The organism is Neobacillus kokaensis (genome assembly GCF_014656545.1).
In the GTDB taxonomy this organism is placed as follows: domain Bacteria; phylum Bacillota; class Bacilli; order Bacillales; family Cytobacillaceae; genus Neobacillus; species Neobacillus kokaensis.
Genome location: NZ_BNDS01000016.1, coordinates 43,849 through 69,012 on the forward strand (window position 1 = coordinate 43,849; position 25,164 = coordinate 69,012).

The 25,164-nt window shown below is 39.4% G+C and carries 19 protein-coding genes; 15 read left to right on the forward strand and 4 right to left on the reverse strand.

Annotated features, from left to right (window positions below; genetic code table 11):
* Nucleotides 1–63: 63 nt before the first annotated feature.
* The 6 genes from IE222_RS17075 to IE222_RS17100 all read left to right on the forward strand — a co-directional run bounded on the left by IE222_RS17075 (nucleotide 64) and on the right by IE222_RS17100 (nucleotide 7,268).
* Nucleotides 64–741, forward strand: a complete 678-nt coding sequence (locus IE222_RS17075) for a DUF1028 domain-containing protein (protein WP_191274856.1) — start codon at nucleotides 64–66, stop codon at nucleotides 739–741.
* Nucleotides 742–797: 56 nt separating this feature from the next.
* Entirely contained in the window at nucleotides 798–2,075 is a 1,278-nt protein-coding gene (locus tag IE222_RS17080) for a Zn-dependent hydrolase (protein ID WP_191274858.1), read from the forward strand.
* A gap of 229 nt (nucleotides 2,076–2,304) precedes the next feature.
* Nucleotides 2,305–3,744, forward strand: a complete 1,440-nt coding sequence (locus tag IE222_RS17085) for an amino acid permease (RefSeq protein WP_191274859.1) — start codon at nucleotides 2,305–2,307, stop codon at nucleotides 3,742–3,744.
* 203 nt (nucleotides 3,745–3,947) lie between these two features.
* Nucleotides 3,948–4,418, forward strand: a complete 471-nt coding sequence (locus IE222_RS17090) for a RidA family protein (RefSeq protein WP_191274861.1) — start codon at nucleotides 3,948–3,950, stop codon at nucleotides 4,416–4,418.
* 130 nt (nucleotides 4,419–4,548) lie between these two features.
* On the forward strand, nucleotides 4,549–5,118 hold the full coding sequence (locus tag IE222_RS17095) for a hypothetical protein (protein WP_191274863.1): 570 nt from the start codon (nucleotides 4,549–4,551) through the stop codon (nucleotides 5,116–5,118).
* A 728-nt stretch (nucleotides 5,119–5,846) separates the two neighbouring features.
* Nucleotides 5,847–7,268, forward strand: coding sequence for an alkaline phosphatase PhoX (locus tag IE222_RS17100; RefSeq protein ID WP_191274865.1), 1,422 nt, complete (start codon nucleotides 5,847–5,849; stop codon nucleotides 7,266–7,268).
* A 160-nt stretch (nucleotides 7,269–7,428) separates the two neighbouring features.
* Here IE222_RS17100 and tatC read toward each other — a convergent pair whose 3' ends face one another.
* Nucleotides 7,429–8,151 carry a twin-arginine translocase subunit TatC gene (gene tatC / locus IE222_RS17105; RefSeq protein WP_191274867.1) on the reverse strand — a complete coding sequence of 241 codons (723 nt, stop codon included), beginning with the start codon at nucleotides 8,149–8,151 and terminating at the stop codon, nucleotides 7,429–7,431.
* A 64-nt stretch (nucleotides 8,152–8,215) separates the two neighbouring features.
* The gene (locus tag IE222_RS17110; protein WP_191274869.1) at nucleotides 8,216–8,413 is read right to left on the reverse strand and encodes a twin-arginine translocase TatA/TatE family subunit; all 198 of its coding nucleotides are present in this window, start codon (nucleotides 8,411–8,413) and stop codon (nucleotides 8,216–8,218) included.
* A 386-nt stretch (nucleotides 8,414–8,799) separates the two neighbouring features.
* Between IE222_RS17110 and IE222_RS17115 the strand changes: the two genes are divergently transcribed.
* Entirely contained in the window at nucleotides 8,800–9,687 is an 888-nt protein-coding gene (locus tag IE222_RS17115) for a VOC family protein (protein ID WP_191274871.1), read from the forward strand.
* Between the two features lie 829 nt (nucleotides 9,688–10,516).
* Here IE222_RS17115 and IE222_RS17120 read toward each other — a convergent pair.
* On the reverse strand, nucleotides 10,517–11,611 hold the full coding sequence (locus tag IE222_RS17120) for an NAD(P)/FAD-dependent oxidoreductase (protein ID WP_191274873.1): 1,095 nt from the start codon (nucleotides 11,609–11,611) through the stop codon (nucleotides 10,517–10,519).
* Nucleotides 11,612–11,773: 162 nt separating this feature from the next.
* Between IE222_RS17120 and IE222_RS17125 the strand changes: the two genes are divergently transcribed.
* The 6 genes from IE222_RS17125 (at nucleotide 11,774) to IE222_RS17150 (ending at nucleotide 20,495) form a co-directional block, all read left to right on the forward strand.
* Nucleotides 11,774–12,622 (forward strand): MBL fold metallo-hydrolase, encoded by an 849-nt coding sequence (locus tag IE222_RS17125; RefSeq protein WP_191274875.1) that lies wholly within the window; start codon nucleotides 11,774–11,776, stop codon nucleotides 12,620–12,622.
* 97 nt (nucleotides 12,623–12,719) lie between these two features.
* Nucleotides 12,720–14,564 (forward strand): sigma-54-dependent Fis family transcriptional regulator, encoded by a 1,845-nt coding sequence (locus tag IE222_RS17130; protein WP_223282765.1) that lies wholly within the window; start codon nucleotides 12,720–12,722, stop codon nucleotides 14,562–14,564.
* Nucleotides 14,565–14,739: 175 nt separating this feature from the next.
* Nucleotides 14,740–16,077 carry a GntP family permease gene (locus IE222_RS17135; protein ID WP_191274877.1) on the forward strand — a complete coding sequence of 446 codons (1,338 nt, stop codon included), beginning with the start codon at nucleotides 14,740–14,742 and terminating at the stop codon, nucleotides 16,075–16,077.
* A 27-nt stretch (nucleotides 16,078–16,104) separates the two neighbouring features.
* Entirely contained in the window at nucleotides 16,105–17,004 is a 900-nt protein-coding gene (locus IE222_RS17140; protein WP_191274955.1) for an NAD(P)-dependent oxidoreductase, read from the forward strand.
* 12 nt (nucleotides 17,005–17,016) lie between these two features.
* Complete coding sequence (locus tag IE222_RS17145; RefSeq protein WP_191274879.1) at nucleotides 17,017–18,546, forward strand: CoA-acylating methylmalonate-semialdehyde dehydrogenase; 1,530 nt, start codon at nucleotides 17,017–17,019, stop codon at nucleotides 18,544–18,546.
* A gap of 248 nt (nucleotides 18,547–18,794) precedes the next feature.
* On the forward strand, nucleotides 18,795–20,495 hold the full coding sequence (locus tag IE222_RS17150) for an amidohydrolase (protein WP_191274881.1): 1,701 nt from the start codon (nucleotides 18,795–18,797) through the stop codon (nucleotides 20,493–20,495).
* A 92-nt stretch (nucleotides 20,496–20,587) separates the two neighbouring features.
* On the opposite strand, the gene IE222_RS17155 is transcribed toward IE222_RS17150, so the two are convergent.
* Nucleotides 20,588–22,597 (reverse strand): molybdopterin-containing oxidoreductase family protein, encoded by a 2,010-nt coding sequence (locus IE222_RS17155; RefSeq protein ID WP_191274884.1) that lies wholly within the window; start codon nucleotides 22,595–22,597, stop codon nucleotides 20,588–20,590.
* Between the two features lie 171 nt (nucleotides 22,598–22,768).
* Between IE222_RS17155 and IE222_RS17160 the strand changes: the two genes are divergently transcribed.
* Complete coding sequence (locus IE222_RS17160) at nucleotides 22,769–23,326, forward strand: 4Fe-4S dicluster domain-containing protein (RefSeq protein ID WP_191274886.1); 558 nt, start codon at nucleotides 22,769–22,771, stop codon at nucleotides 23,324–23,326.
* A 7-nt stretch (nucleotides 23,327–23,333) separates the two neighbouring features.
* Nucleotides 23,334–24,893, forward strand: coding sequence for a PucR family transcriptional regulator (locus IE222_RS17165; protein WP_191274888.1), 1,560 nt, complete (start codon nucleotides 23,334–23,336; stop codon nucleotides 24,891–24,893).
* Nucleotides 24,894–25,164: the final 271 nt, after the last annotated feature.

The window sequence follows — 25,164 nt, forward strand, 5'->3', positions numbered from 1 at the left end:
AATGACAGGAGCAGCAGCCATTATGATTGTCGCTCCTTATTTATTCTAAGGAGGAAATTTCAAATGACATTTTCAGTAGCAGGCCGCTGTGCTAAAACAGGGGCTCTAGGAGCAATCGTTACTTCCAGCAGTCCTTCAGTTGGAGCAAGATGTCCTTGGGTTAAATCTGATGTAGGAGCAATTCTTACTCAGAACGTAACCGATCCACGCCTTGCGGATATTGGAATTGGTACATTGGAGCAAGGGTATGATGCAGAATCAGCTATTCGGACAATGAAAGCAGCTTCTGATTATCCAGAATTCAGACAGCTGGCTGTTGTCGATAGAGATGGCAGATCAAGTGTGTTTACAGGAGAAAGAGCGCTCGGTACAAATGGCGAATTTTACGCTCAAGATGTAGCAAGCATCGGCAACCTGTTAAGTGATCCTGCCATTCCAACAGCGATGGGGCAGCGTTTCCTTGAACTAAGCGATCTATCATTGCCTGAACGCTTGATTGCGGCCATCGAGTGTGGTTTTAACATGGGTGGAGAACTCGACCAAGAACGTTCCATTGGTTTATTAGTCTATCATCCAGACGTATCCTTTGCGTTTGTGGATTTGCGTGTGGATTACAGTGATAATCCACTTGGGGATTTGAAAAAATTATGGGAAATTTACGGCCCGCAGGCAAACGATTATAAAACGAGAGCGATCGAACCGGAACTAGCGCCTGCTTATGGAGTCAAAGGAGACGAATAAACAGCAGGTTTTATAGGACTCTACATATTTAAGGCGATTTGAGGTGAACATTCATCATGCAAGTAAACATTCAACGATTAATGGCAGACATTGAAGCCTATGCCGATTATGGAAAAAGCGCTCATGGGGGGGTCACAAGACCAAGTTTTTCCCCTGCTGATTATGAAGTACGGGAGCGCTTTATTAAAGAAATAGAAGCCATGGGTTTAGAGGTTACGATTGATGGGGCAGCTAATATTTGGGGAAGGCTCAAAGGGACGGGGAAAAGAGAAGGAAGCCTTGTCATTGGGTCTCATTTGGATTCCGTTCCAAATGGCGGCAAATTCGATGGCCCGCTAGGTACTTTGATGGCAAAAGAAATTATTAAAACACTCCTTGAACATAATGTAACACTTGATCATGATCTAGAAATTGTTTCCTTTACAGCAGAAGAGTCGAATGATTTCAATTTATCTACATTTGGCAGCCGGTCGTTTGTCGGCCGGTTAACTGCCGGCATGCTGGAGCATGCATGTGATTCCACAGGAAGAAGCCTAAATGCGGAATTAACAAAGGCGGGCGGGGGCTTGGAGCATTTTCCTTTGATGCAGGAAATGTGGAAAAAGAAACGTGCGTTTATTGAATTGCACATTGAGCAGGGGCAGCGCTTAGAAAGTGCGGATATTGCCGTTGCAGTGATCGACAAGGTTGTAGGTGCTTACCGCAGCAACGTGCGGGTAATCGGGCAGTCGAATCACTCGGGTACCACTATGATGGAACACAGGCAGGATGCCTTAACAGCAGCAGCGGAAATGGTCCTGGCAGTGGAGCGTCAATGCAAGCAGTCTAATAGCGGTGTGGTAGGAACAGTCGGTAAATTAAATGTTTCACCGAACGCTGCTAATATTGTTCCGGGGCAGGTCGATTTTATCTTTGAAGTCAGGGGCGAAACAGAGGAGAAAATTCAACAGACCATAGCCGCTGTTCAAAAGGCTTGGAATGAAATCGCTGGGAGAAGACAGGTAAAGGTAGAGCAGCAAACCTTCCTGGATCAAAAACCAGTTATGCTGGATAAGGAGATTGTCCATCTTTTACAAAAGACAGCTAAGCAGATGAGAGAACCTTATATGATATTACCAAGCATGGCGGTCCATGATGCGGCACATATGGCTAAGATCACAAAGTCTGCCATGGTGTTCGTAAAGAGCATTGATGGAAAAAGCCATTGTCCTGAAGAATTAAGTCTGCCTGAAGATATTGAAAAGGCCGGGAACTTAATTCTGCAGGGAATCATCAATATTGATCGAGAATTGTCTCAAAAACCACTAGTCTATCAAGGAAATCAAGAAACATAGTATCTGTATCCATTTTCGATAAAGGGTGCTTTCGTTTTCAAGAAACCGGCACCCTGTTTTTATTTAGTGATTAATCAAATTGCTAAACAACTATAATAGTAAAATTATTTAAAATGTTCTAAAAATACAATTGACAATTTTTTTCTCGGACTGTATCATTCTTTTAAGGAATATTTAAGGATATATTCCATTTATTTTACATATAAAACAATATAAAGAAGGTGGAAATATGGGGAACACTCATAGGCAGCAAGAACCCTCTTCAGAGGGGCAATTGCAAAACACACTGAAAAATCGGCACGTAACTATGATCGCGCTAGGCGGGATTATAGGCGCTGGGCTTTTCGTAGGAAGTGGAGCCGTTATTAATTCAACCGGACCAGCAGCAGTGATTAGTTATATTTTGTCTGGTACACTCATGTTTTTGGTTATGCGTATGATTGGTGAAATGGCAGTAGCGCATCCGACAGCAGGTTCTATCTCTGAATATGCTCGTGCGGGTTTAGGCAACTGGGCTGGTTTTAGTGTTGGCTGGCTGTATTGGTATATGTGGGTGATCGTTGCGGCAATCGAGGCAGTTGCAGGAGCTGGTATTCTAGTAAATTATTTTCCGAATATACCTCCTTGGGTTTTATGCCTGGTATTATTAGTGATACTTACTTTAACTAACCTGTATTCTGTAAAGTCCTTCGCCGAAACTGAATTTTGGTTCGCTTCAATCAAAATATTTGCCATCATCTTCTTTATTGCATTTGGGGCTATTTATCTTTTAGGCTTTTGGCCTGGAGAAGCATCTCCTGGTTTTTCAAATCTATATTCAACTGGCGGATTTTTTCCAAATGGAATGGTTGCGGCTCTAATTGGAAGCGTTACCGTGCTTTTCTCGATGGGCGGCGCAGAAATTGCTACCATTGCGGCTGCTGAGTCTGACCAGCCTGCTAAATATGCAGCAAAAGCCACTAATCAAGTGATGTATCGCATCTTTCTCTTTTATGTTGTCTCTGTCTTCATTATTGTAGCCATTGTTCCTTGGAATTTTGAATTTGCCGGAGTTGCCATTCAAAGTCCGTTTGCTATTGCACTTAAACAATTAGGTCTTCCTTTCGCCCCTTTCATAATGGAAGTTGTTGTTCTTACAGCCGTACTCAGCTCGCTTAATTCTTGTTTGTACATTACCTCTAGAAGCTTGTTTACATTAACAAAGCAAGGAGACGCACCTAAATTTCTCGTAAAACTTAATAAGAGAGGCGTTCCGGTAAGGGCAATATTGGCAGGGACAGCCTTTGGTTACGTAGGTGTTGTTTTAAACTACTTTTTTCCTGAAACAGTTTTTCTGTTTTTGATTAATTCAGCAGGAGCAACCATGCTATTCTACTATTTAATCCTCGCTTTTGCTCAAGTTCGTTTACGGCGCCGACTGGAAAAGGAATCACCTGAGAAATTAAAGCTAAAAATGTGGCTCTTTCCTTACCTCTCTTACGTAACGATCCTCTGGATGTTCGGAGTGATTGCAGCGATGATATGGATACCAGGGACACGATCGCAAGTCTATCTTAGCCTGGTAAGCTTCGGGGCCATTCTAGTGGCTTATATGATCCGATCAAAAAACAGTAAGCAGGCTCAAGAGATGGATGAATTTGTTGACCAACCACTTAAAGTGGTGAAATAAACGCAGGGAATTAAAAAAGATGCCGATTGCAATGATGGATTTATAGAATTCTTATGCATTCGAGCATCTTTTGTTTTCTGAAAATTAAAAGTGTTAGAACTATATTGACTTTTTAGAAGGTCGGTAGTATATTTTATTTAGGGAACAATTAAGGATATATTCCTTAATTGGCTAAAAAAAGGATATAGGAGGATTCAATTACGATGACAGTACAAGAAGATATTAAAAAGGGACCACCAATTAAGAGAATTAGAAAATTCAAGACGGATCAATATTATCCTTCCAATCTAGGAAAGCCCGAGCATCATATTAAAAACGAATTGAGCATGGCCGTACGTGCTGGAAACCGTATCTTTTTAAGAGGCCAAACAGGTTTTGATTTAGAAGGCAACTTCCATGGAATCGGGGATGTTGCAGCACAAACAGAGCAAGCATGTAAGTGTGTGAAGCAGCTGCTTGAAGAAGCTGGCGGCTCCGTTAAAGATATTTGTAAAATGACAGTTTATATACTTAAAAGAGAAGACCGCAGTAAGGTTTATCCGGTCTTGGCTAAACACTTTAAAGATGTCTATCCTTGCAGCACTGGTTTAATTGTCAGTGGCTTTGCGATGCCAGAAATGTTAATGGAAATTGATATTGAAGCTGTTATTAGTGAAGAAAGTACGGAAGATTAATAGCCGGCATTTAACATAATTGATCAAAAAAATCGCAAATCTTTTAAACTTAAAGATTTGCGATTTTTTTAAATTTCTTATAAAGGAAATTCCGATTTTAATAAAAAAATTAATACGGGGAGTTATTTTTATGACCTTAGTGCAAACAGTTAATGTGGAACAGATCCAATCCCATGTGGAGTCCATTAAGGAATTTCAGAGCTTTGCTAAAGAATTGTTTGTTTCGGTAGGGGAAGAGGCGAAACTAAGACTTTCTTCACGATATGAGGGAGTTAGCTATAAGTATCAGTTAGCACGGTTGCCGGATGTGATTGCAAAGTTTGAGAAAGAATATGGTGAGGCCCCTATTATTGGCTGGGTGGCCATGTCCTTTGCAGGTCATGACCAACCTCGAGTACATATAGGGACATTGCTCAATTACGGTTCATGGCCGCTTACCTATACTGTCGGCTTCCATCTGCTTGAGGATGAATACCAGCAGGTAACGACGGAAGTTCATGCATTGGACTGGGATGAATTAGTCGGTTTGCAAACAGCGTATGAATACTCCAAACCAAATGGTGAACATATGTTTAATAGCCTGGAACTCGAGTTGGATCTGCAGTCCTTGACTGAGAGCAAAGAAAAATTGGTTGAACAAATCGTAAAATATTATGAGCAAGGTGCTCTCATTGTCGAAAGGCTGAAGAGAAAGAGGTAGCTGAAGGCATTTACTGGTGAATTTTTAAAGGGTATCGGCGGCTCCGGGTGTTTATCTGCGGATTTTAGAAGGATATCGGCGAATCTGGCTATTTATCGGCGATTCCCGGATATTTATCGGCGAATCAAAAAAAACAATAATCTTTTTTTAAAAAAATAGAGCCTAACAATAAATGTTGACCGTTCCGCTAATGCTGAACGGTTTTGATGTTAGATTTAATTCTGCGATTCCATAAAAAAACAGTATTAGAAAGTTAGTAAACTTCTCTAATACTGGATAAACTGATAGAAGATATCTTTTGTTGTTCATCTTTCAGTGAAAGGATCTGTTCGCGCAAGTTAAGGCAATAGACGCGTCCTTTCATGGTTTGTACGATGCCATTTTTATCATAGACAATTGTAACAAGTTTTTTCATCGCTAAATTTTTTAAAAACATTGAAATCCCTTCCTTTAGGAGAAATGATTGATACAATGCTATTGTAAACTATACATATTAAGACACTATGAAGTTGTTGTTAAGGAAAGATAAAAGTACACAATATAGAAATCTTGTAGAAATTGCTGAAGAAGCAAATACCAATGGCCACTATTATTTTTTTATTTAAAGTATTTTTACAATTCTTTAAACTTATTTACCTAATCCATACAGAATTTCCATTAATCCTTAATGTTTGCCAGTTAAACTATCAATAGATAGGAAAAGCATTAAGAGGAGGAAGATTTACATTATGGAAAGTAAAAATGGCATGAATAGACGGGATTTCTTAAAAGCAGGTGGAATGAGCACACTTGCACTTACGCTTGGAACAACTGGAGTGTTAGCAGTCGGTTCAAAAGCATTTGCGGATACTACTAGTAATCCGACCAGCGGTTTTGGTGAGTATGGTCCTTTGGTTCCAGACCCGAATGGAATTCTTGATCTTCCAAAAGGATTCCGTTACAAAATTATCTCCGTAGAGGGCAATCAGATGTCAAACGGGGCAAAAATCCCGGGAGCCTTTGATGGGATGGCAGCTTTCGAGGGACCTAACAATACAACCATTCTTGTACGTAACCATGAATTGGGGGCAGGCGCAGCACTTGGAAGCAATCCTTATGATGCGGCAGCTCAAGGTGGTACAACAGCTCTAGTTGTAGGTCCAAATCGAGAAGTCATCAAAGAATATGTAACCTCTTCAGGTACAATCCGAAATTGTGCTGGTGGTGCGACACCTTGGGGGACTTGGCTGACTTGTGAAGAAACACGTTCCGCGACACACGGATATGTGTTCGAAGTGGATCCAACACAGCCGGAGAACGAAATGTCCAGAACTCCAATCAAGGAAATGGGGCGCTTTTCCCATGAGGCCTGCGCGATTGACCCAGCGACAGGATATGTATATTTAACTGAGGATGCAAGCCCAAGTTACTTTTACCGTTTTATTCCAAATGACACCAACCAAAAGCCGGGTGCGTTACAAAAAGGCGGAAAGCTTTATGCAGCGGCTATTGAAGCGGTACAACGTCCAGCAGCAAGCACCTTTAAAACAGGACAAAAATTTGAGATTGTTTGGAAGGAACTAGATCCTCATTTGTGTCGCGAAGATGCCAAGGCACAAGGTTGCATTGAGTTCAGTAGACTAGAGGGGGCGTTCTTCCAAGAGGGAGTATTCTGGTTCGACGACACCTCCGCCGGTGAGAAAAAGCTTGGACGCGTATACCGTTATATTCCTCACACTAATACATTAGAGCTTTTCTATGAGGGGAATGATGCACGAGAAATGGAATATCCAGATAATATCTGTATGACTCCATGGGGTGACCTTTGGTTTGCAGAAGATGGTTCAGGCCAAGATCGACTTATGGGAATTACCCCTGAAGGCAAAGTCTATCCTTTTGCCGCCAACCGTCAAAGTGGATCTGAACTGGCAGGACCGACATTCTCGCCTGATGGAAACACGCTATTTGTCAATATTCAAGAACCAGGCCAAACCTTTGCCGTTTGGGGACCGTTCCAACGAAGAAACTCTGCGCGAGCAAGGGAAATGTCCTATGCTGCTCCTGAGAATCTTGCACCACAAGTTTCGGATAAAATGGCTAAGGCTGCCGAGGAACAAGGTATGTCCGTTTTAGAGGCGGCTGCATTTGAGCGCCACGGAGTGAAGATATAAACTTTATACGAATCTATAAAAGGATGTAAACCGCTGGTGTCTGGTTTACATCTTTTCTTTTAGACTTTTGTTTTATTTGATTGTTTGCTCTTAAGGTAAAGATAATTGATTGTTTCATAAAAAGAAGTCTTAGCAAATTGACTAAGACTTTTGTTAATTTTTACGCAGCTAGATTCAATTGTTGTTTTCGCCGATAAACGATCTTTGATAATCCGACGCTGCATTCATATAGGAAAATCAAAGGGATGACTACCAATATGTCTGATAGAAAATCCGGTGGGGTGATGAAAATTGCAATTAAAATTAGGACAAAATAAGCGTATTTTCGAATTTTTTGTAATCGATACGGGTTCAGTACTCCGACACTTGTTAGGAACATGATGATCACAGGAAGCTCGAATAAAAATCCAAATGGCAGCGTCATATGAATTAAAAACGTAAAGTACTTTTCTGTTGTAAAAAAGGCCATAAACATATCCTCCGACATAGATAGGAGAAATTGAAATACCGTAGGAAAAATGACAAAATAACCGAAACAAATCCCGATTATAAATAAAATGAATAGTGCTGGGATATATGCCAGTGTTACTCTACGTTCCGATTCTTTCAATCCTGGACGGACAAACAGCCAAGTTTGATAGGCGGCCATTGGGATAGTTCCTGCAATAGCGGCAACACTTGCTAGGATCATATAGACCCATAAAATATCGCTCGGTCCTAATATGGCCAGCTTCACCTGTAAATCCTTTACTAGCCAGTGATAAATGTCTTGTACATAGATAAAGGACAAAATGAAGAGCAGGATAAAGGTTCCTAATATGAGAATGAGACGTTTGCGTAATTCTTCAAAATGACCAATCAGGTCCATATCATGGTTTTTCATGGGGCTTCCCTCCTTATAAAAAAGAAGATGCAAGCCTCTTACATCTTCCTAAAAATGATACGAATTAAATAGCTTTTTCTTCTTTTTTAGGTTGTGTTTTTGCCGGCTCTTCATCGGAAACTAAATCTCTTGTTGATTTTTTGAATTCCTTTAATGTTGAGCCTACGGCTCTTCCTAATTCCGGTAATTTCGAAGGACCGAAAATGATTAAGGCGATTACAAGAATAAGGATTAAACCCGGAACCCCAATATTTTGAAGCATTTAAAATTCCTCCTCATATATGGCTTCTGTTTTCTTTTCTTTTGTTAGCTGTAATTAAAAAGCTGTTATTAAGTATTGCAGCTGCATAAAAGGCAAATCTAACTGCTATTTTTTTCCCCCTTTTGAGTTTCTTAACTATGATTATAGGTAACTACCTTTATTATGTTAATTAAGGGAGTGTAAAGAATTGTTAATAAACTATTAATTTTTTTAAAAAACAGTTCATGGATCAGGGGAATTGATAAATGGCTAGCTTGGAGCGTTAATTTTAATAAATCATGAAAGTGCCGAATTGGTTCCTGACACCTTGCGCTATAATTGGATTTATTTGGATTCTCGAGTATATTAATATCAGGAAGAAGTAGTAAAGATTTTAGGAGGTTCTTATGCAAAAAATAGTTCCGCATTTATGGTATGACAAAGAAGCGAAAGAAGCCGCATTGTTTTATATCAGCTTATTTGAGAACTCAACACTATTAAATGAAACAGTTATTGAAAACACTCCTTCTGGAGATTCCGAATTGGTCAGCTTTAAATTGGCTGGACTAGAATTCATGGCAATAAGTGCAGGTCCTTACTTTAACTTTAACCCATCTGCATCCTTGATGGTTGCTTGTGAATCTGTCGAAGAAGTGAATACCAAATGGAAAGCCTTGCTAGAAGGCGGTACTGAAATAATGCCATTAGGGGAATATCCTTTCAGTAAATGGTATGGCTGGGTACAGGATCGATTTGGTTTGTCATGGCAGCTAATGCTAACAGATAATGCTCAAACTGTCCAAAAAATTACACCAAACTTGCTTTTCTCGGGAGAATCATGTGGGAAGGCTGAAGAAGCGGTAAATTACTACAAAGACATATTTAAGGATTCAGAAATGGGATTTATCAGCCGATATGGAGCAGGAGAAGCTATTTCATCAAAAGCAAAGGTGAATTATGCTGATTTCAAACTTTGTGGCATGCACCTTTCAGCCATGGACAATGCATATGATGTAGACTTCAATTTTAATGAAGCATTTTCATTAATTGTAAACTGTAAGGACCAGAAGGAGATTGATTACTTTTGGGACAAGCTTTCTGCCAAGCCTGACGCAGAACAATGCGGCTGGGTAAAGGATCAATTCGGATTTTCATGGCAGATTGCGCCGGATAACATGAATGAGGTTATGTATAAAGGTTCACGAGAGGAAAACCTAAGAGTGATGGAAGCGCTCTTCAAGATGAAGAAAATTGATGTAAAAGCTTTAGAAAATGCCCGTCTTGAAAAACGGTAAAAGTGGGAAATCATTAGAGATATGAAGGCCAAAACTTAGTGGTTAAACAAGAAAAATGGTCTTCATAGGTGTGATGAAGACCAAAACTGGGTTGTGCCCCAAGAAAAATGGTCTTCATGGGTGTGATGAAGACCAAAACTTGGTTGTGCCCCAAGAAAAATGGTCTTCATTTGTGTGATGAAGGCCAAAATTTGGTTGTGCCCCAAGAAAAATGGTCTTCAAAGGTGTAATGAAGACCAAAACTGGGTTGTGCCCCAAGAAAAATGGTTTTCATGGGTGTGATGAAGGCCAAAATTTAGTTGTGAAATCAAAAAACTGTCCCATAGCAACGGCCTATGGGACAAAACGAGCGGACAAACCAAAGAAACTGTCCCATAGCAACGGCCTATGGGACAAAACGAGCGGACAAACCAAAGAAACTGTTCCATAGCAACGGCCTATGGGACAAGACGAGCGGATAAATCAAAGAAACGTCCCATAGCAACGGCCTATGGGACAAAACGAGCGGCCAAATCAAAGAAACTGTCCCATAGAAACTGCCTATGGGACAAAACGAGCGGACAAATCAAAGAAACTGTCCCATAGAAGCCGCCTATGGGACAAAGCAGCGCTAAAATCAAAGAAACTTGTCCCATAGAAGCCGCCTATGTGAAAAAGAAAGCCGCCTTTCATCCGGGCAAGAAAATAAATTCCCTACATCTTTATCCAGCGTTTGAACACAAAATACTGAAAGATACCATGTTGACATCTCAGTTATAGAAAAAACCTGTCAAAAGGAAGTCGACTTAAGAAACGTAAGAGGGATGAATCCGTATTTATCATTATGAAATTACTCGTTTTTCAACTTTATATAGGGCCGGAGTAAATAACTCGCAATTTTTAATGGATTAATCCTATGGGATTGAAACAATTTATCAGCCCAATCTCCTTGAAGGGAATGGATAATTCGATCTAATCCTTCATTGGATAATTGCTCCATTGCTTTTCGTAAAACGAGAGAATTTTCATAACTTTGGCGAAGCGGCTTCATTAGCTCTTCATAATTCCCCATACCGCAAAGATCATAGGCAGCATACACTCCACTCAAAATAGCTGCATATTGTCCAAATCCCATGAAAGGCATCATACTTCCATAACAATTCCCTACAAAATACGTATTTCCAATGCGTGGGGAGTTACAAATTCCAATAGGATATTGAGTAATTTGAAACTGATCGGTTATGGGCAAATTTTGAACAAGCTGAGAACGAACCTTTTGGTAAAAGACGTCCCACAAATCAGAAATGTGAACATGGGCATTTTTAGGAATATCAGGAATGGCGATAGAGAGATTCGCTTCTTTTTCGGAGTAGGGGATTAGAAATCCGTATCCAAAAGGAGCAAGGTCATAATCTAACCAAGACATAACTGTATACCTATCAAATTTCCCGCTAATTGTGACTCCTTTTATAGATACCGTAAAATCTTCTCTAAAGTTTTTCATGCTTTTTGAATAAGCACCATCACCTGCAGCAAGGACGACATGAGTATAATCGCTTAGCAATTGCTCATACGTTTCTTCTGAGTGAAACTTAATGGTTGATTTGGTTTGACGCTCTAGTTGAGCTTCAAAAGAATCCTGTTCTCTTCCTCGAATGTTTGAGAACCCAAGATGGCCTTCTATGACTGCCTTTTTATTTTTTGAAAAGAGTTCCATTCTTTGAATGTGTGACGTGGGACTTAGATAAATCCCATATTGGTCTGAAAACGTGGCAATATTATCCCGATCCGGATGAGTAAATATCGAAAGTAATGCTTCACCGTTCACAAACCTGTCTCCCACTTGGCTGCGTTTTTCAAATATGGCAGGTCGTATTCCAGCTTTTTCAAGTGTAATGGCACATGCTAACCCTGAGAGTCCTGCTCCCATAATGGCAATATTCATATAAAAATCTCCCTGTAGTTAAATCATTTAGTATTTATTATTACTTATTTGAAAAAGTAAAAAACCTCCTAAAAATGGTAAAATAGATGATGGTTTGAACAGTAAAAGCTGAATGTATAATGTTTGCTATTAAGTAGGCATGATAATTAGGAGGATTCATCCATGCAATTAATTGAGAATATTGGAGGGCGCTTTTGGTATATGACGCCAGTATCGGAAACCGACCGGCCCATACTTGGAATGGTTGTTGGTAATGATAAGACATTAATGATTGACGCCGGCAACTCAGAACAACACGCCAAATATTTTTTAGAAGAACTTTCAAAAAGCCAAGTCCCCAATCCTGATATCGTTGTACTGACTCACTGGCATTGGGATCATATCTTTGGACTTGCGGCTTTAACTAAGACAGTATCGATTGCTTCTAACAAAACGAAAAAGGAAATGGAAAAATTGCTTCCTCTTTCGTGGTCAGATGCAGCATTAGATGCCAGAGTAAAAGCAGGAACAGAGATTGAATTTTGCGCGAACGCGATTCAAAAGGAATTTACTGAACATCGAGATATCAAGATTGTCTTGCCTGATGTAACCTTTGAAAAACAAGTGGAAATAGACCTTGGAGGAGTAACCTGCATCGTACAGCACGTTGGAGGGGATCACGCTGCTGACTCCGTCATTGTGTATATACCAGAAGAGAAGATCCTATTTCTAGGAGACTGCATTTATCCCGATATATTCTCCGAAAAAGAAAACTATACAATCAACGAAACACTTCAGCTTCTAGATAGACTAGAAGCATTTGATGCAGATACATACATCCTTTCCCATTGGAAGCCGATTTCAAAAGAGGAATTTAATCAGGAAGTTACTATGCTTAGAACCATTGCAAAATATACAGAAACGTATAAAGGTAATAAACAGAAAATAATAGATGAATATGAGAAATACGAAAATCGTAACCTTACAGATGACGAAATGGCAACAATCATCAATTTTGTGAATGGATATTAAATTTCAGGAATACCACTACATATAGGAATATGACTAACATGTGTCGAAATTAGTAATATACTAATCTGATTATTATTCATATGTAGGAGTGGAAATAGTGAGAGATCATTTGGTTGACCATGATGAGCTTTTTCAACAGGAAGAGCTGGAAATAGGCCGCAGGATGAAGACTGACTTTGATGCTTTACTTTATTCCACCACCTTGAAGGAGGCGGCGGAATTTTTTATAACAACCAAACTAAATGAAGTTTCCGTTGTGGACCATGATCGGCATTATTTAGGGGAATTATCAACAGCTATGGTAATGGAGGCTGTTATCCAAGGTACTCCGCTAGAAGAAACAGTTGAATTATATTATGACAGCACGGTGGAGCCGATTGGCTTTCATGAAATTCTTTCTGACATTTCTCCATTGAAAAAGGCGAGCGTTCCAGTTGTAAATCATGAAAATATTTTAATAGGGATGCTAACCCAAAGCGATGTGCTCGAGGGCTTCTCCCAAACCTACCAGAAACTGAAACAGCTTGAAAATACCGTAGAATGGTTTCATATCAGCTATGATAATATCTATGAAGGTATTGTAGTGGTAGATGAAAATGGTTATGTGAAGATGATTAACAAGGCGTATTGCAGTTATCTTGGAATTGATCGGGAATGGGCTATTGGGCAGCATATCATCAATGTCATTGAAGGTACTCGATTACATATTGTTCTTCAAACCGGTATTCCGGAACATAATCAAGTGCAATTCTTAAAAGGTCAAGAAGTGGTTGCTCATCGTATTCCTATTTGGAAAAATAATAAAATTATCGGTGGCATTGGGATTCTAGTATTTCGCGGGGTCTCAGAATTATATCGTATTTTTGATAAAATTCAGGATCTACTTAATAAAAACGATCTAAAACATCTACATATTGTACAGCCAAAGTCAAAGGATGAGCGGATTACTTTTAACCATATTATTGGGGAAAGTAAAAGCATTATCCATTCAAAATATTTGGCACGCCGAGCTGCAAAATCACCAGCCACCATTTTGATAACGGGGGAAAGCGGTGTAGGAAAGGAAATTTTCACTAAAGCAATTCATTCCATGAGCAGCTACCAAGAGGGACCTTTTATCAGTGTGAACTGTTCATCCATTCCAGAACATCTGCTGGAATCTGAGTTGTTTGGCTACGAAGAAGGAGCCTTTACGGGATCGAGAAGAAAAGGAAAGCCAGGGAAATTTCTTTTAGCGCATAAAGGAACGATTTTTTTAGATGAGATCGGAGATATGCCTTTGGAGATGCAGGCTAAAATACTAAGGGTACTTCAAGAACGAGAAGTGGAACCCGTAGGCGGGACAAAGCCGATATCCGTTGATTTTCGCTTAATTGCGGCAACAAATCGACCGCTGCAAGAAATGGTAAAACAGAATAAATTTAGAGAGGATCTTTATTACCGTTTGAATGTTATTCCAATTTATATTCCGCCATTAAGGGAAAGAAAAGAAGACATTCCTCTATTAATTGGACATTATATGAAGACAATTTGTCAAAAACATCGTATTCCCATAAAAGATATTAGTAAAGAAACTGTTTCCGCCATGATGAATTATGAATGGAAGGGAAATATTAGGGAATTGGTGAATGCTTTAGAAAGATTGATTGCATTAGTCGATGGACCTGTTATTCATTATAATGATTTTAAGAGTTATATCCTAGAATGGAACCTCTCCCTTCCACAGATGGAAACACAGGAGTCCTTGTCAGACATCGATAAAATGAGGGAACTCAGCCCTTTGGAAAACATAAAACAAGCAGAAATGAAGAAAGAAAAAGAGCTGTACCTTCGTGTTATACGTGAAGAAAATGGAAATAAGACAAAGGCAGCACAACGCTTGGGAATATGCAGGGCAACATTGTATAACAAATTACAGGAATTTAAGAATAAGGATATCTAATTAATAGACAACTGTATAAGGGGCAGACAAACTGTATAAACAGATAGACAAACTGTCTATTTGTTTATACAGTTTTTTATTTTAATTTTCTAAACTATCCAATATTTCCGAATAAATACAAGTTGGCACAATATTTGCATTGATATATAGCAAGGAAAATAATAGGGGGTGCCTAATGCTAACAAGTTTTGTTGGGTTTTTTGCCGGTCTTATTTTATTAATCATTTTTACGATGCGTGGAGTGAATATTATTATCGCTGCGTTGGTATGCTCTGTTGTTCTTGCCTTAACAAGTGGTTTGCCTTTGGAGAAAGCGCTTACCGGGAGTTATATGAGCGGATTTGTTGGTTACTTTTCTTCTTGGTTTCTCGTGTATTTGTTGGGGGCTATCTTTGGAAAGGTGATGGAGGAAACAAAAGCTGCAGACGCGATTGCAGAGTGGGTAAAGCATAAAATTGGTGCAAAGCGAGCTGTATTTGCTGTTGTTGCTGCCTGTGCGCTGATGACCTATGGTGGAGTCAGTATTGCTATTGTTGGCTTCTCTGTTTATCCAATTGCTGTTTCTCTATTTCGAGTAGCAAATTTACCGCATCGATTCATTCCTGGAGCCATCGTGTTTGGGTCAATTTCGTTTACAATGACGTCACCTGGGTCACCCGAGGTTCAAAACCTTATTCCAATGGAATTTTTCCATACTCAGCCAACAGCTGGGGGCTTAATTGGTTACTTAATCGGTATCTTTATCATGGTTCTCGGAGGCTTTTGGTTGAAGTATATGGTAACCAAGGCAGTAAGAAATGGAGAAGTATTTAAACTGCCCGGCTCTCACGCGGCAGGCTCAGCATTAGCAGAAACAGCAGCAGCGATTGAGGCAGGCGAAGTTAAAAAGAATTTACCGAATATCTTCCTGGCGATATTGCCTTTAGTTGTCGTCGTGGCGACTTTAAATATTGCTTCAAAGTTTATGTCCCCAACAGGTGCAGCATTATTTGCCTTATTTTTAGGGGTTATCGCCGCCTTAGTTTTGATGAACAAGTATTCTCGTAACTATGGGACAATTTTTGGAAAAGGCAGTGAAAACGCTATTGTTGCAACTGCTAATATTTGTGCCGTAGTTGGCTTTGGTTCTGTAGCAAAAGAGGCACCGGCGTTTCAGGCGATTGTAGATTCTCTTGTTAGTATGCCGGGAATGGCATATGCAGGCTTAGCTGCCGCTGTAACGATTATTGCAGGAGTTACCGGTTCGGCCTCTGGCGGCCTTGGGATTGCCCTCCCTATTCTTGCACCGCTTTACAATGCACAAGGTTTGGACCCTGGGGCCATGCACCGCATTTCATCACTTGCTTCTGGCGGTTTGGATTCATTGCCGCATAACGGTTATGTGGTGACGACAATTCGAGCGGTATGTAATGAAACACACCAGCAGTCCTATAAGCCAATTTTTATCCTAAGTGTGGTTTTACCGATGATTGCTTTAGTAATCGCGGTCATTTTATATACAATCTTTTATTAAATAAATGGAGGGAAAAAGATGTCGCAGATAAAAACAATTGCCTTTATTGGATTAGGTAATATGGGGCTTCCGATGGCAATCAATCTAGTAAATTCGGGATATAGCGTTTATGGTGTTGATACAAATCCAGGTGCTGAAGAGCAATTTCGTCAGGCAGGAGGAAAAACGGGAATTCCAGCCGAGATGTTAGCTAAACAGGTGGATATAGTTTTAACTAGCCTTCCTACACCACGAGTAGTTGAAAATGTTTACTTAAGTGAAAATGGAATCATTGAAAATGGTCATTCCTCCCTAACAATTATTGATTTCAGTACGATATCGCCTCAGTTGAATGAAAGGGTATATGAGAAAGCCCGTGAAAAAGGAATTGATTATCTTGGGGCGCCTGTAAGTGGAAGCGTTTCCGGAGCTGTAAACGGTACTCTTACGATCATGGTTGGCGGCGAAAAAAGAGTATATGAAGAATCTCTTCCGGTATTGAATATTCTGGGGGAAAATCTTTTCCATTTAGGAGAAAGCCCAGGGGTTGGAACGGTTATTAAACTATTAAATAATTTAATGATTGGTTTTTATACACAGGCTGTTGCAGAGGGAGTGGCCCTTGGAGAGCAATTAGGGGTAAACCCGGATACGATCTATGATGTTCTAAGTGTCAGCTTTGGTCAAAGCAGGATTTATGAAAGAAACTATAAAAGCTTTATGGCACACAATAACTATGAAGGTGGATTCTCTACAAATCTATTATTAAAGGATTTAAAGCTCGCTAAACAAATGGCTCTTGAAAGCGGCGGATCATTGCCAATAGGTGATCAGTTAATCGAGCTTTATACAAAGGCAGTAGAAAATGGATATGGTCCTATGGATATGTCTTCAGTTTATTTAATGGTAAAGGAACTAAATAATCATAAAGCAGTAACACAATCATAAGGAGGAAGGAAAATGACTATTACAAATCAAGAAACAGCGACTCAAACTTTAACTCATTTTATTGGCGGAGAGATGATAGCAGGAAAAAGCGAACGTTTTGGGAAGGTTTATAATCCATCAACTGGTGAAGTAACAGCCCTTTGTCCGTTAGCCTCTAGAGAAGAGGTAAATGAAGCGGTGGAAATTGCACAAAAAGCATTTCCTGCATGGAAAAATACCTCTGTTGCCAAAAGGGTAGAGGTCATCTTTAATTTTAGAAATCTATTAGTTGAGAAAACCGACTGTTTAGCGAACATAATCGGTTTAGAAAACGGCAAAACTATTTCAGATGCAAAAGGAGAAGTGTTAAGAGGCATTGAAGCTGTTGATTTTGCGTTAAACGCCCCACACCTGTTAAAGGGGGAATATTCCATAAACGTCGGCGGCAAGATTAACTCGTATTCTATCAAACAGCCTTTAGGAGTAGTGGCAGCGATATCGCCGTTTAATTTTCCAGTCATGGTCCCTCTTGCTATGACGATGATGGCCGTTGCTTGTGGTAATGCGGTCATTTTAAAACCGTCTGAGCGTGTTCCAAATTCAGCGCTATTTATCTCGGAATTATGGAAAAAAGCAGGTTTGCCTGATGGTATATGGACAGTCATTAATGGTGATAAGGAAGCAGTGGATACCCTTCTTGCTAATCCAAAAGTACATGCTATTTCATTTGTAGGGTCTACGAGAGTGGCGGAATATGTATACCACGAGGGAACTCGTCATAATAAGCGGGTGGCTGCTTTTGGCGGTGGGAAGAATCATATGGTAATCATGCCGGATGCCGATCTAGATCAAGCGGTAACTGCATTCCTCGGTGCAGCCTATGGCTCCGCTTCCCAGCGCTGTATGGCTATTTCAGTGGCAATGCCAGTTGGTAAAGGAACAGCAGAAGCCTTTGTAGAAAAATTAAAAACTCGTGTTGAAGAACTAAAGGTGGGGGCATATGACGATGCGGACGCCGATTTTGGTGCCGTCATTTCACAAGAATCAAAAGAAACTGTGATTCGTTATATTAACGAAAGTCTGAGTGAAGGTGCACAACTATGTGTGGATGGGCGCCACCCGGAAATAAACGAGAAAGAAAAAGGATATTATCTAGGAGCTACGCTCTTAACCGGTGTAACGACTGAAATGAAAATATATCAAGATGAAGTGTTCGGCCCAGCACGAATTGTCGTCGGTGTTAACAGTTTAGATGAAGCAATTCAACTAATTAATGATCATGAATATGGAAATGGAGTAACAATCTTCACAGAAAATGGAGCAGCAGCAAGAAGATTTACGGAACAAATTGAAGTGGGGATGGTTGGAGTAAATGTTCCGATTCCAATCCCGGTCGGCTACCATAACTTTGGAGGATGGAAAAACTCTAGATTTGGAGAAGGCCAAATGTTCGGTCCCGACACCGTCCGCTTCTTTACAAAAACGAAAACCATTTCCGAGAGATGGAACGATACAAAGGATATCGTAAATAAGACTGAATTTTCGTTTCCTAGTAATCAATGATTGTTAGGTTTTTAAGAAAATAAGGAATTTTACCATATAAAATATGGCTTTTACAATAAAAAGGATAAATTTAACGGACAATAACTATTATTGTCCGTTAAATTTTGTCTTTCTATATGACCGCAAAATAAATTGATGAATATTTAGATTATTCATGCAACTTTGTTGACATCACCATATATTACAATCTATGATAAAAAAAGTCATTAGTAAGGTGGCTATATAATAATGATAGAGGAGGAAGGAAATTGAAAAAACTGAGTGTTATATTTACTTTGTTCTTACTTTTTAGCATGGTGTCTGGTACTACATTTGCTTCTAATTTTAAAGAAAAGGAAGAAATGGCTGATACTGTATATTTAAACGGCAATATTTATACAGTAGATAAAAAGTTCTCAAAAGCAAAAGCAATGGCAATCAAAGGACAAAAACTTATCTATGTAGGGAATAAAGGGCAAGCTAAGAAATACATAGGTGCAAACACGAAGGTAGTTGATTTAGAGGGGAAAACCGTCATTCCGGGATTAAATGATGGTCATTTGCATTTTCCTAGAATAGGCATAAATTTACTTAAAATTGACGGCTTTAATAAACCAAAGGAAGAGATCTTGAATTTGGTAAAAGAAGAAGCCAATCGATTAAAGCCAGGAGAGTGGATTTTGGGATTTGGCTGGAACCATGAACTTTGGCCCGATAAGAAATTTCCAACCAAAGAGGAGCTTGACGCTGTTGCACCTGACAATCCCGTCGTGCTTACCAGAGTAGATGCACACTCAATTTGGGTAAACTCGCAGGCATTAGTAATTGGTGGAATAACGAAAGAAACTCCCGACCCTCAAGGTGGTGAGATTATACGAGATTCCAACGGTGAACCAACCGGCGTTCTGATAGATACGGCCGGTACACCAGTTACTTCAAAGATTCCACCTTATAGTACGGAGCGCGTAGAGGAAGGTTTATTAAAAGCTCAGGAAGAACTATTTAAAAATGGGATTACAAGCGCTACAGATGCTGGTTCACATCTAATTGATATAAACAGCATGAAGAACCTCTATAAGCAAGGAGATCTAAAAGTTAGATTAAATGTAATGGTGGCCAATGGTGTAGGTGGAGCAACAGGTGAAAGCCTTGAACATTATTACAAACATGGACCCGAAATCGGTTTATTCGGTGACCGATTAACAGTTAGATCCCTTAAACTTGTCGGTGATGGTTCTCTAGGTTCCCGAAGTGCAGCACTTTTGGAGGATTATAGTGATCGACCAGGACATAAAGGGAATTATAGATTCACAGATGAAGAGTTATATAGACTTGTTAAAGAAGCTCGTAAGTATGGCTGGCAGGTGGCTGCTCATGCTATCGGGGATGGTGCGATTGAACAAGTCATTAACACTTACGAGAGAGTATTGAAGGAAGAACCGCTGAAGGATCACCGCTGGAGAATCGAACATTTCCAAGTTGCTAACGCGAGCGAAATTCAACGTATTGCCGAGCTTGGTATCCTTCCATCCATGCAGCCTGTTCATGCGACTTCCGATAAAAATATGGCGGAGGATCGAGTTGGACCTGAAAGAATAAAATATTCCTATGCGTGGCGAAAGGTAATTGATGCTGGCTCACATATTGTTGGAGGTTCAGATGCTCCGGTTGAATTGGTCAATCCTTTTCATGGATTATATGCAGCTGTTACACGTATGGACCGTGATGGGGAACCTGACGGAGGCTGGTATTCTGAAGAGAGTATGACAAGAGAGGAAGCTCTAAAAGCATTTACAATCTGGGCTGCAGAAGGAAGTTTCGAAGAGAAAATCAAAGGATCATTGGAGGCAGGAAAATTAGCTGACTTTCTGGTAGTTGACAGAGATCCTATGGAATGCCCAGAAGAACTATTGAAAGACATTCAAGTGCTCTCTACAGTATTAGGTGGAGATGTTGTATATAAAAAATAAATTCAAACAAGACTGCTGAGCAATCAGCAGTCTTTTGAATGGGATTTAGGTCCATATTTTAATTGGATGTCAAATTGTATATATACTAGACGCTATAATTTTTTGATATTTACAAACGTGTCATACAATGCCGGTTCTAACGCTATACCTTTTGGCCCTGCAGGCACCAAATAGTTAATGGTGACTTGGGAGTGGGGGTACCACCTTTGATAAATAATGACAATATCTTTTGGAACTTGATGACTATATACGGCTTTAATCTCTATCGAAGATTGTTCATTGAAAACAGTGACGATTTCCCCATTAAAAATATTTAATTCCTTTGCTGCTTTTGGATTTATTTCTACTATGGCCTCTTCTTCACCAGATAGATGTAAAAAATGAAATTGAGAATTAATGGCATATGGATGGTGAGGGGTCATCAGCCAGAATGGATAATCGTTTGTCGGCATTTTCACTTCAGTAAAGATCCCCATCGGTTGTTGATTCGCTTGCTTTGCTGCTTCTGAATAGAACTGAAACTTTCCTGTTTTCGTATCAAATTGCCTGTCGTCCCAAGCCGTTTTTGGAAGATTGGCAGCTACAGTGGAACTTCCTCTCAAATCAGAAACAGACTGAACCGAATAACGGCTAAATACCTTATCGTTAAATTGTGCATTTAAATATTCCTCTTCTGAATAATGGATTGGAAATGAACATAGTTCAGGGGAAAGCTGTTGAAGCCTTAACGCCAGTTCTTTCATCATACTCCATTCACTTTTGCTTTCATAATAAGGTGAAATTGCCTTTTCATTCAAGGCTAATTCGTTATGCCACCAACTCATTACAACGTCCATTTCTTCAAAATGGGTGGTGGTCGGTAAAACGAGATTGGACATTTGGGCTGTAGGTGTCAAAAAATGATCCACAGTTACAACAAAAGGAATATCCTTCATAACCTGCTCCATATATTTCGAATTAGGTTCTTGGGTTAAAGGATTTGCACATGAAATCCACATCATGTCAATCGGTAATGATTCTTGCAGCTGACTCGTATGGACAAGCCGGTTGCTCCCATTTAACCTGTTAAAGTCTTGATTATTAAATAGCAGTGAATCATTTCCTCTAAAAAAGATACCCCCGCCTGTTTTTCCAATATCACCGCGGACAACAGCTAAAGCTTCAATGGCGCGAATGGCTTGACCACCATTAGAGTGCTTTGAAAGTCCATCCCCAATTACGTAAGAAACGGCTTCGGCTTCCGTCAGCCATTTCAACAATAAATCAATGGCTTCGTGAGGAACACTGCATTTTAGTAAATATTCTCTTACATTTATTCCATCAATCATCTTGAAAAACGCATCAACTCCATAGGAATGAGGGGTTAAAAAATCCTTATCAACAGCATTTTTCTCGAATAAGCCTTTCGTTAACACAGTGGCTAATGCTCCATCCGTACTTGGCCGCAGTTGAATATATAAATCAGCCAGTTCGGCTGTTTGGGTATAAACTGGATCGATGACGACAATTTTTGCACCTTTTATCTTTGCCTCAATGATAAATGGAATAAGGTGAATATTGGTTGCCGCCGGATTGGCTCCCCAGATGATCACCATAGAGGAATCCATTATCGAGGCTGGATCAGACATTTTAACGGCACCGAGATCATAGTCAATTGCTTTAAAACTAGCTGAGAAGGATGGTGATGCTATGATTCTAGTCGTTTCCCCTAGACTTGAAAAAAACTCATCCGTTACAAAATGATGTACGCCTATATTTCCGGTCCCTTTATATAAAGAAAGCGGGAGGAAGCTTCCATAGCGTCTATGAATGTTTATCATTTCACTAATAATTAGATCGAAGGCTTTTTCCCAAGTGATTGGTCTAAATTTACCTGATCCCTTCACTTTTTGATAGTAAGGAAACTTTAATCGGTCTCGATGACTATTTTTTTCGATATAAGAAAATCCTTTTGCACATAGTTTCCCCTTTGTATAAGGGTGAGCAGGATCTCCTGTTATATGAGCGAGGGACGCATTTTCTACATAGGTATTCATTGTGCACGAGCTGGGACAGTTTCTAGGACAAACATTCTTATAAATCCTCGTTGCCTGTTTATTCATGTTTGCTCACCTCGAAATAATCTTCATGATGATTAGTGGACACAAAATTGTCGGTAAAAGTTCATCGAATAGTAGAATAGGTGTCAATTAATCCTTTAGATATATTTTAAACTATAAATAGATTGGAATTGTGTCTAAAAAAGGAATCTAAATCAAGGAGGAAATGACACGATGACCGCTCATATCGTATTTTCCATCGATCTTAATCGATGTATTAATTGTAAAACCTGTGAGATGGCATGTAATGACCATTACGGTTTAATGGGCATCCATCGTAGAAATGTGTTCACGTATGAATCAGAATCTGATGAAAAGCAGCGCCTCCATGTTTCGATGTCGTGTAATCATTGTCTAAATCCTGTTTGTGTCTATATATGTCCGGAGAATAATTTTCAAAAACGCGGGGATGGTATTGTTATTCATGAACCAAGCCGCTGCAAAGGCTGCAAGCTTTGTATTAATGCTTGCCCTTTTCACGCTCCTAAGTTTAATCCTAAAACAAATAGAGTAGATAAATGTAATTTCTGCGTAGAAAGAATTGATCAGGGCTTGAGGCCCATTTGTGTGGAAAACTGTACGACAGGTGCTCTCAGCATAATGATGCTGGATACAAATGAAATTGAATCTAATAGTTTGAAAAGTGCAGAGTTACCAATTGCAGGATACACCAAGCCTTCTATCAATATTTTAAAAAAACAACAAGGGTACACTTTTTTTAGAGAAGGATGATCGCAGAATGAAGGTTTCATTACAAGATTTACTATATTGTATACCATTGTATCAGCTGACCTTTTTAACTTCGTTGCCAAAGAATCAGGTCTATTATGACAACATTGCAACCTCTATTGAAGATAAGAGGTTTGAAAGTCCAACCTTATTAGTAATCCAATCAAGTGAAGAGTGTTTAAAGTTAAACCAAAAAGAACGTGCCCACCAATTGATACAAGATCATCATTTAATGGGCATCATTATAGGTATTCATACGACTATACCAATACTTGATGAAGCCTTGTCCCTTTTTCAACAATGCCGGGTACCTATTATACAAGTAGAGAATGCTTCTGCATTGACAATATTTCAGCAAAAGAATAATCCTCATTATTCATTTTGTCAGATAAGTATGGAGTTAAATGGATTTATGAATAAGGGGTTTATGAATATAGCTGCTGGTTTATCTTTGGCTTTAGAAACGCCATTTCTATACTTAAACGAACATGATGAACTTCTTTGGCAGGTTGGTCCAGAGGCAGAATTGCAAAAAGCTCTTTGCTTTCTTAAATTATATAAAAAATTCAGGAATAACGCTCTACAAGCTCGTTCTGTCAATGATGAAGCGCATTCGTTTGAAGCATACCCGATTAATATTGCAGGGCAAATTAGTCTAACGTTGATCGCATCAGTCCATTTAGTGGATTGGCAGAAAAAGATGATTGATAAATTAATTGGATTGACGGCCCTTTTTTTTCAAACAGAAGAAATGTTTCGGGAACAGCAGGAAAGATTTAAGGAGCACTTTTTATACGATCTTCTCTATCATAAGTTTGAATCCAAAAAGGTCATGGTTACGCAAGGAAAAGTGTGGGGGTGGAACTTGGAAAAGCCGCACCACTTATTTGTCATAAACGTCCACCCATCTAATGATGTCATGGAGAATATGGAGTGGCTGGATGAAATGATCGTTCATATAGAGACAGAAAAACAAGAATTAAATGAGAACATCATTATTTTTCCATTTCAAGACCAGATTGTCATGTTATTAGAGGATAGTTTACCAAGAAGCCAAAGTGAAAGAAAGGGAGCTGCTCTTGAAATTGCCGGACAAATAGAGAAGGGGCTAACAAGCAAATGGCCTGACTGCCAATTCTGGATTGGGATAGGGAAATGGTACCAAGATTCTATTAATCTGAATAAAAGCTATCAAGAAGCGAAAATAGCATTACAATTTGGGCAGGTTTGGTTTGAGAAAAAACGGATTTTTCATATGAGTGACCTGGGCCTGCTCTACCTGCTAACCCATGTTCACCGCGAGATCCTCTATGATTATAGTAAAGAATATTTGTCATCACTTATTGAGAGTGACGAGGAAAATGGAACAGAATATGTGAAAACACTGAAAGCATTTATTCAGCATCAAGGTATTATAACTGACGTATCCGAAGCGCTGTTTGTCCACCCTAATACCTTAAGGAATCGGCTGAAGAAAATTGAAAATCTTACGGGTGTCGATCTCCAAAAGCCGGAAGAATTTATGAACTTGATGACAGCAGTGAAAATTCATTTCTCCATGTCTCTTTAACATATTAGAAAGCAGCTTCTAAGTTTTAAAGGCTGCTTTTTCTTTCGTTATTAAGTAATAATCACTCTTACCGTTCAAAAGTTTTTCACTTTTGCTCATAAATTTTGGAAAAAGGACTGTTAAAAGTGAACAATTAGGGCTGCTTAAGTATGGAGAAGTCTACACTCCTCATTACAGGTTGTGAGCAGTAAAATGAAGCTGTAGATAACAGTTGAGGTATTCTTATAGATTACTCACCCAACTTATTAATAAGAAAAACTAGTGAAAGGAG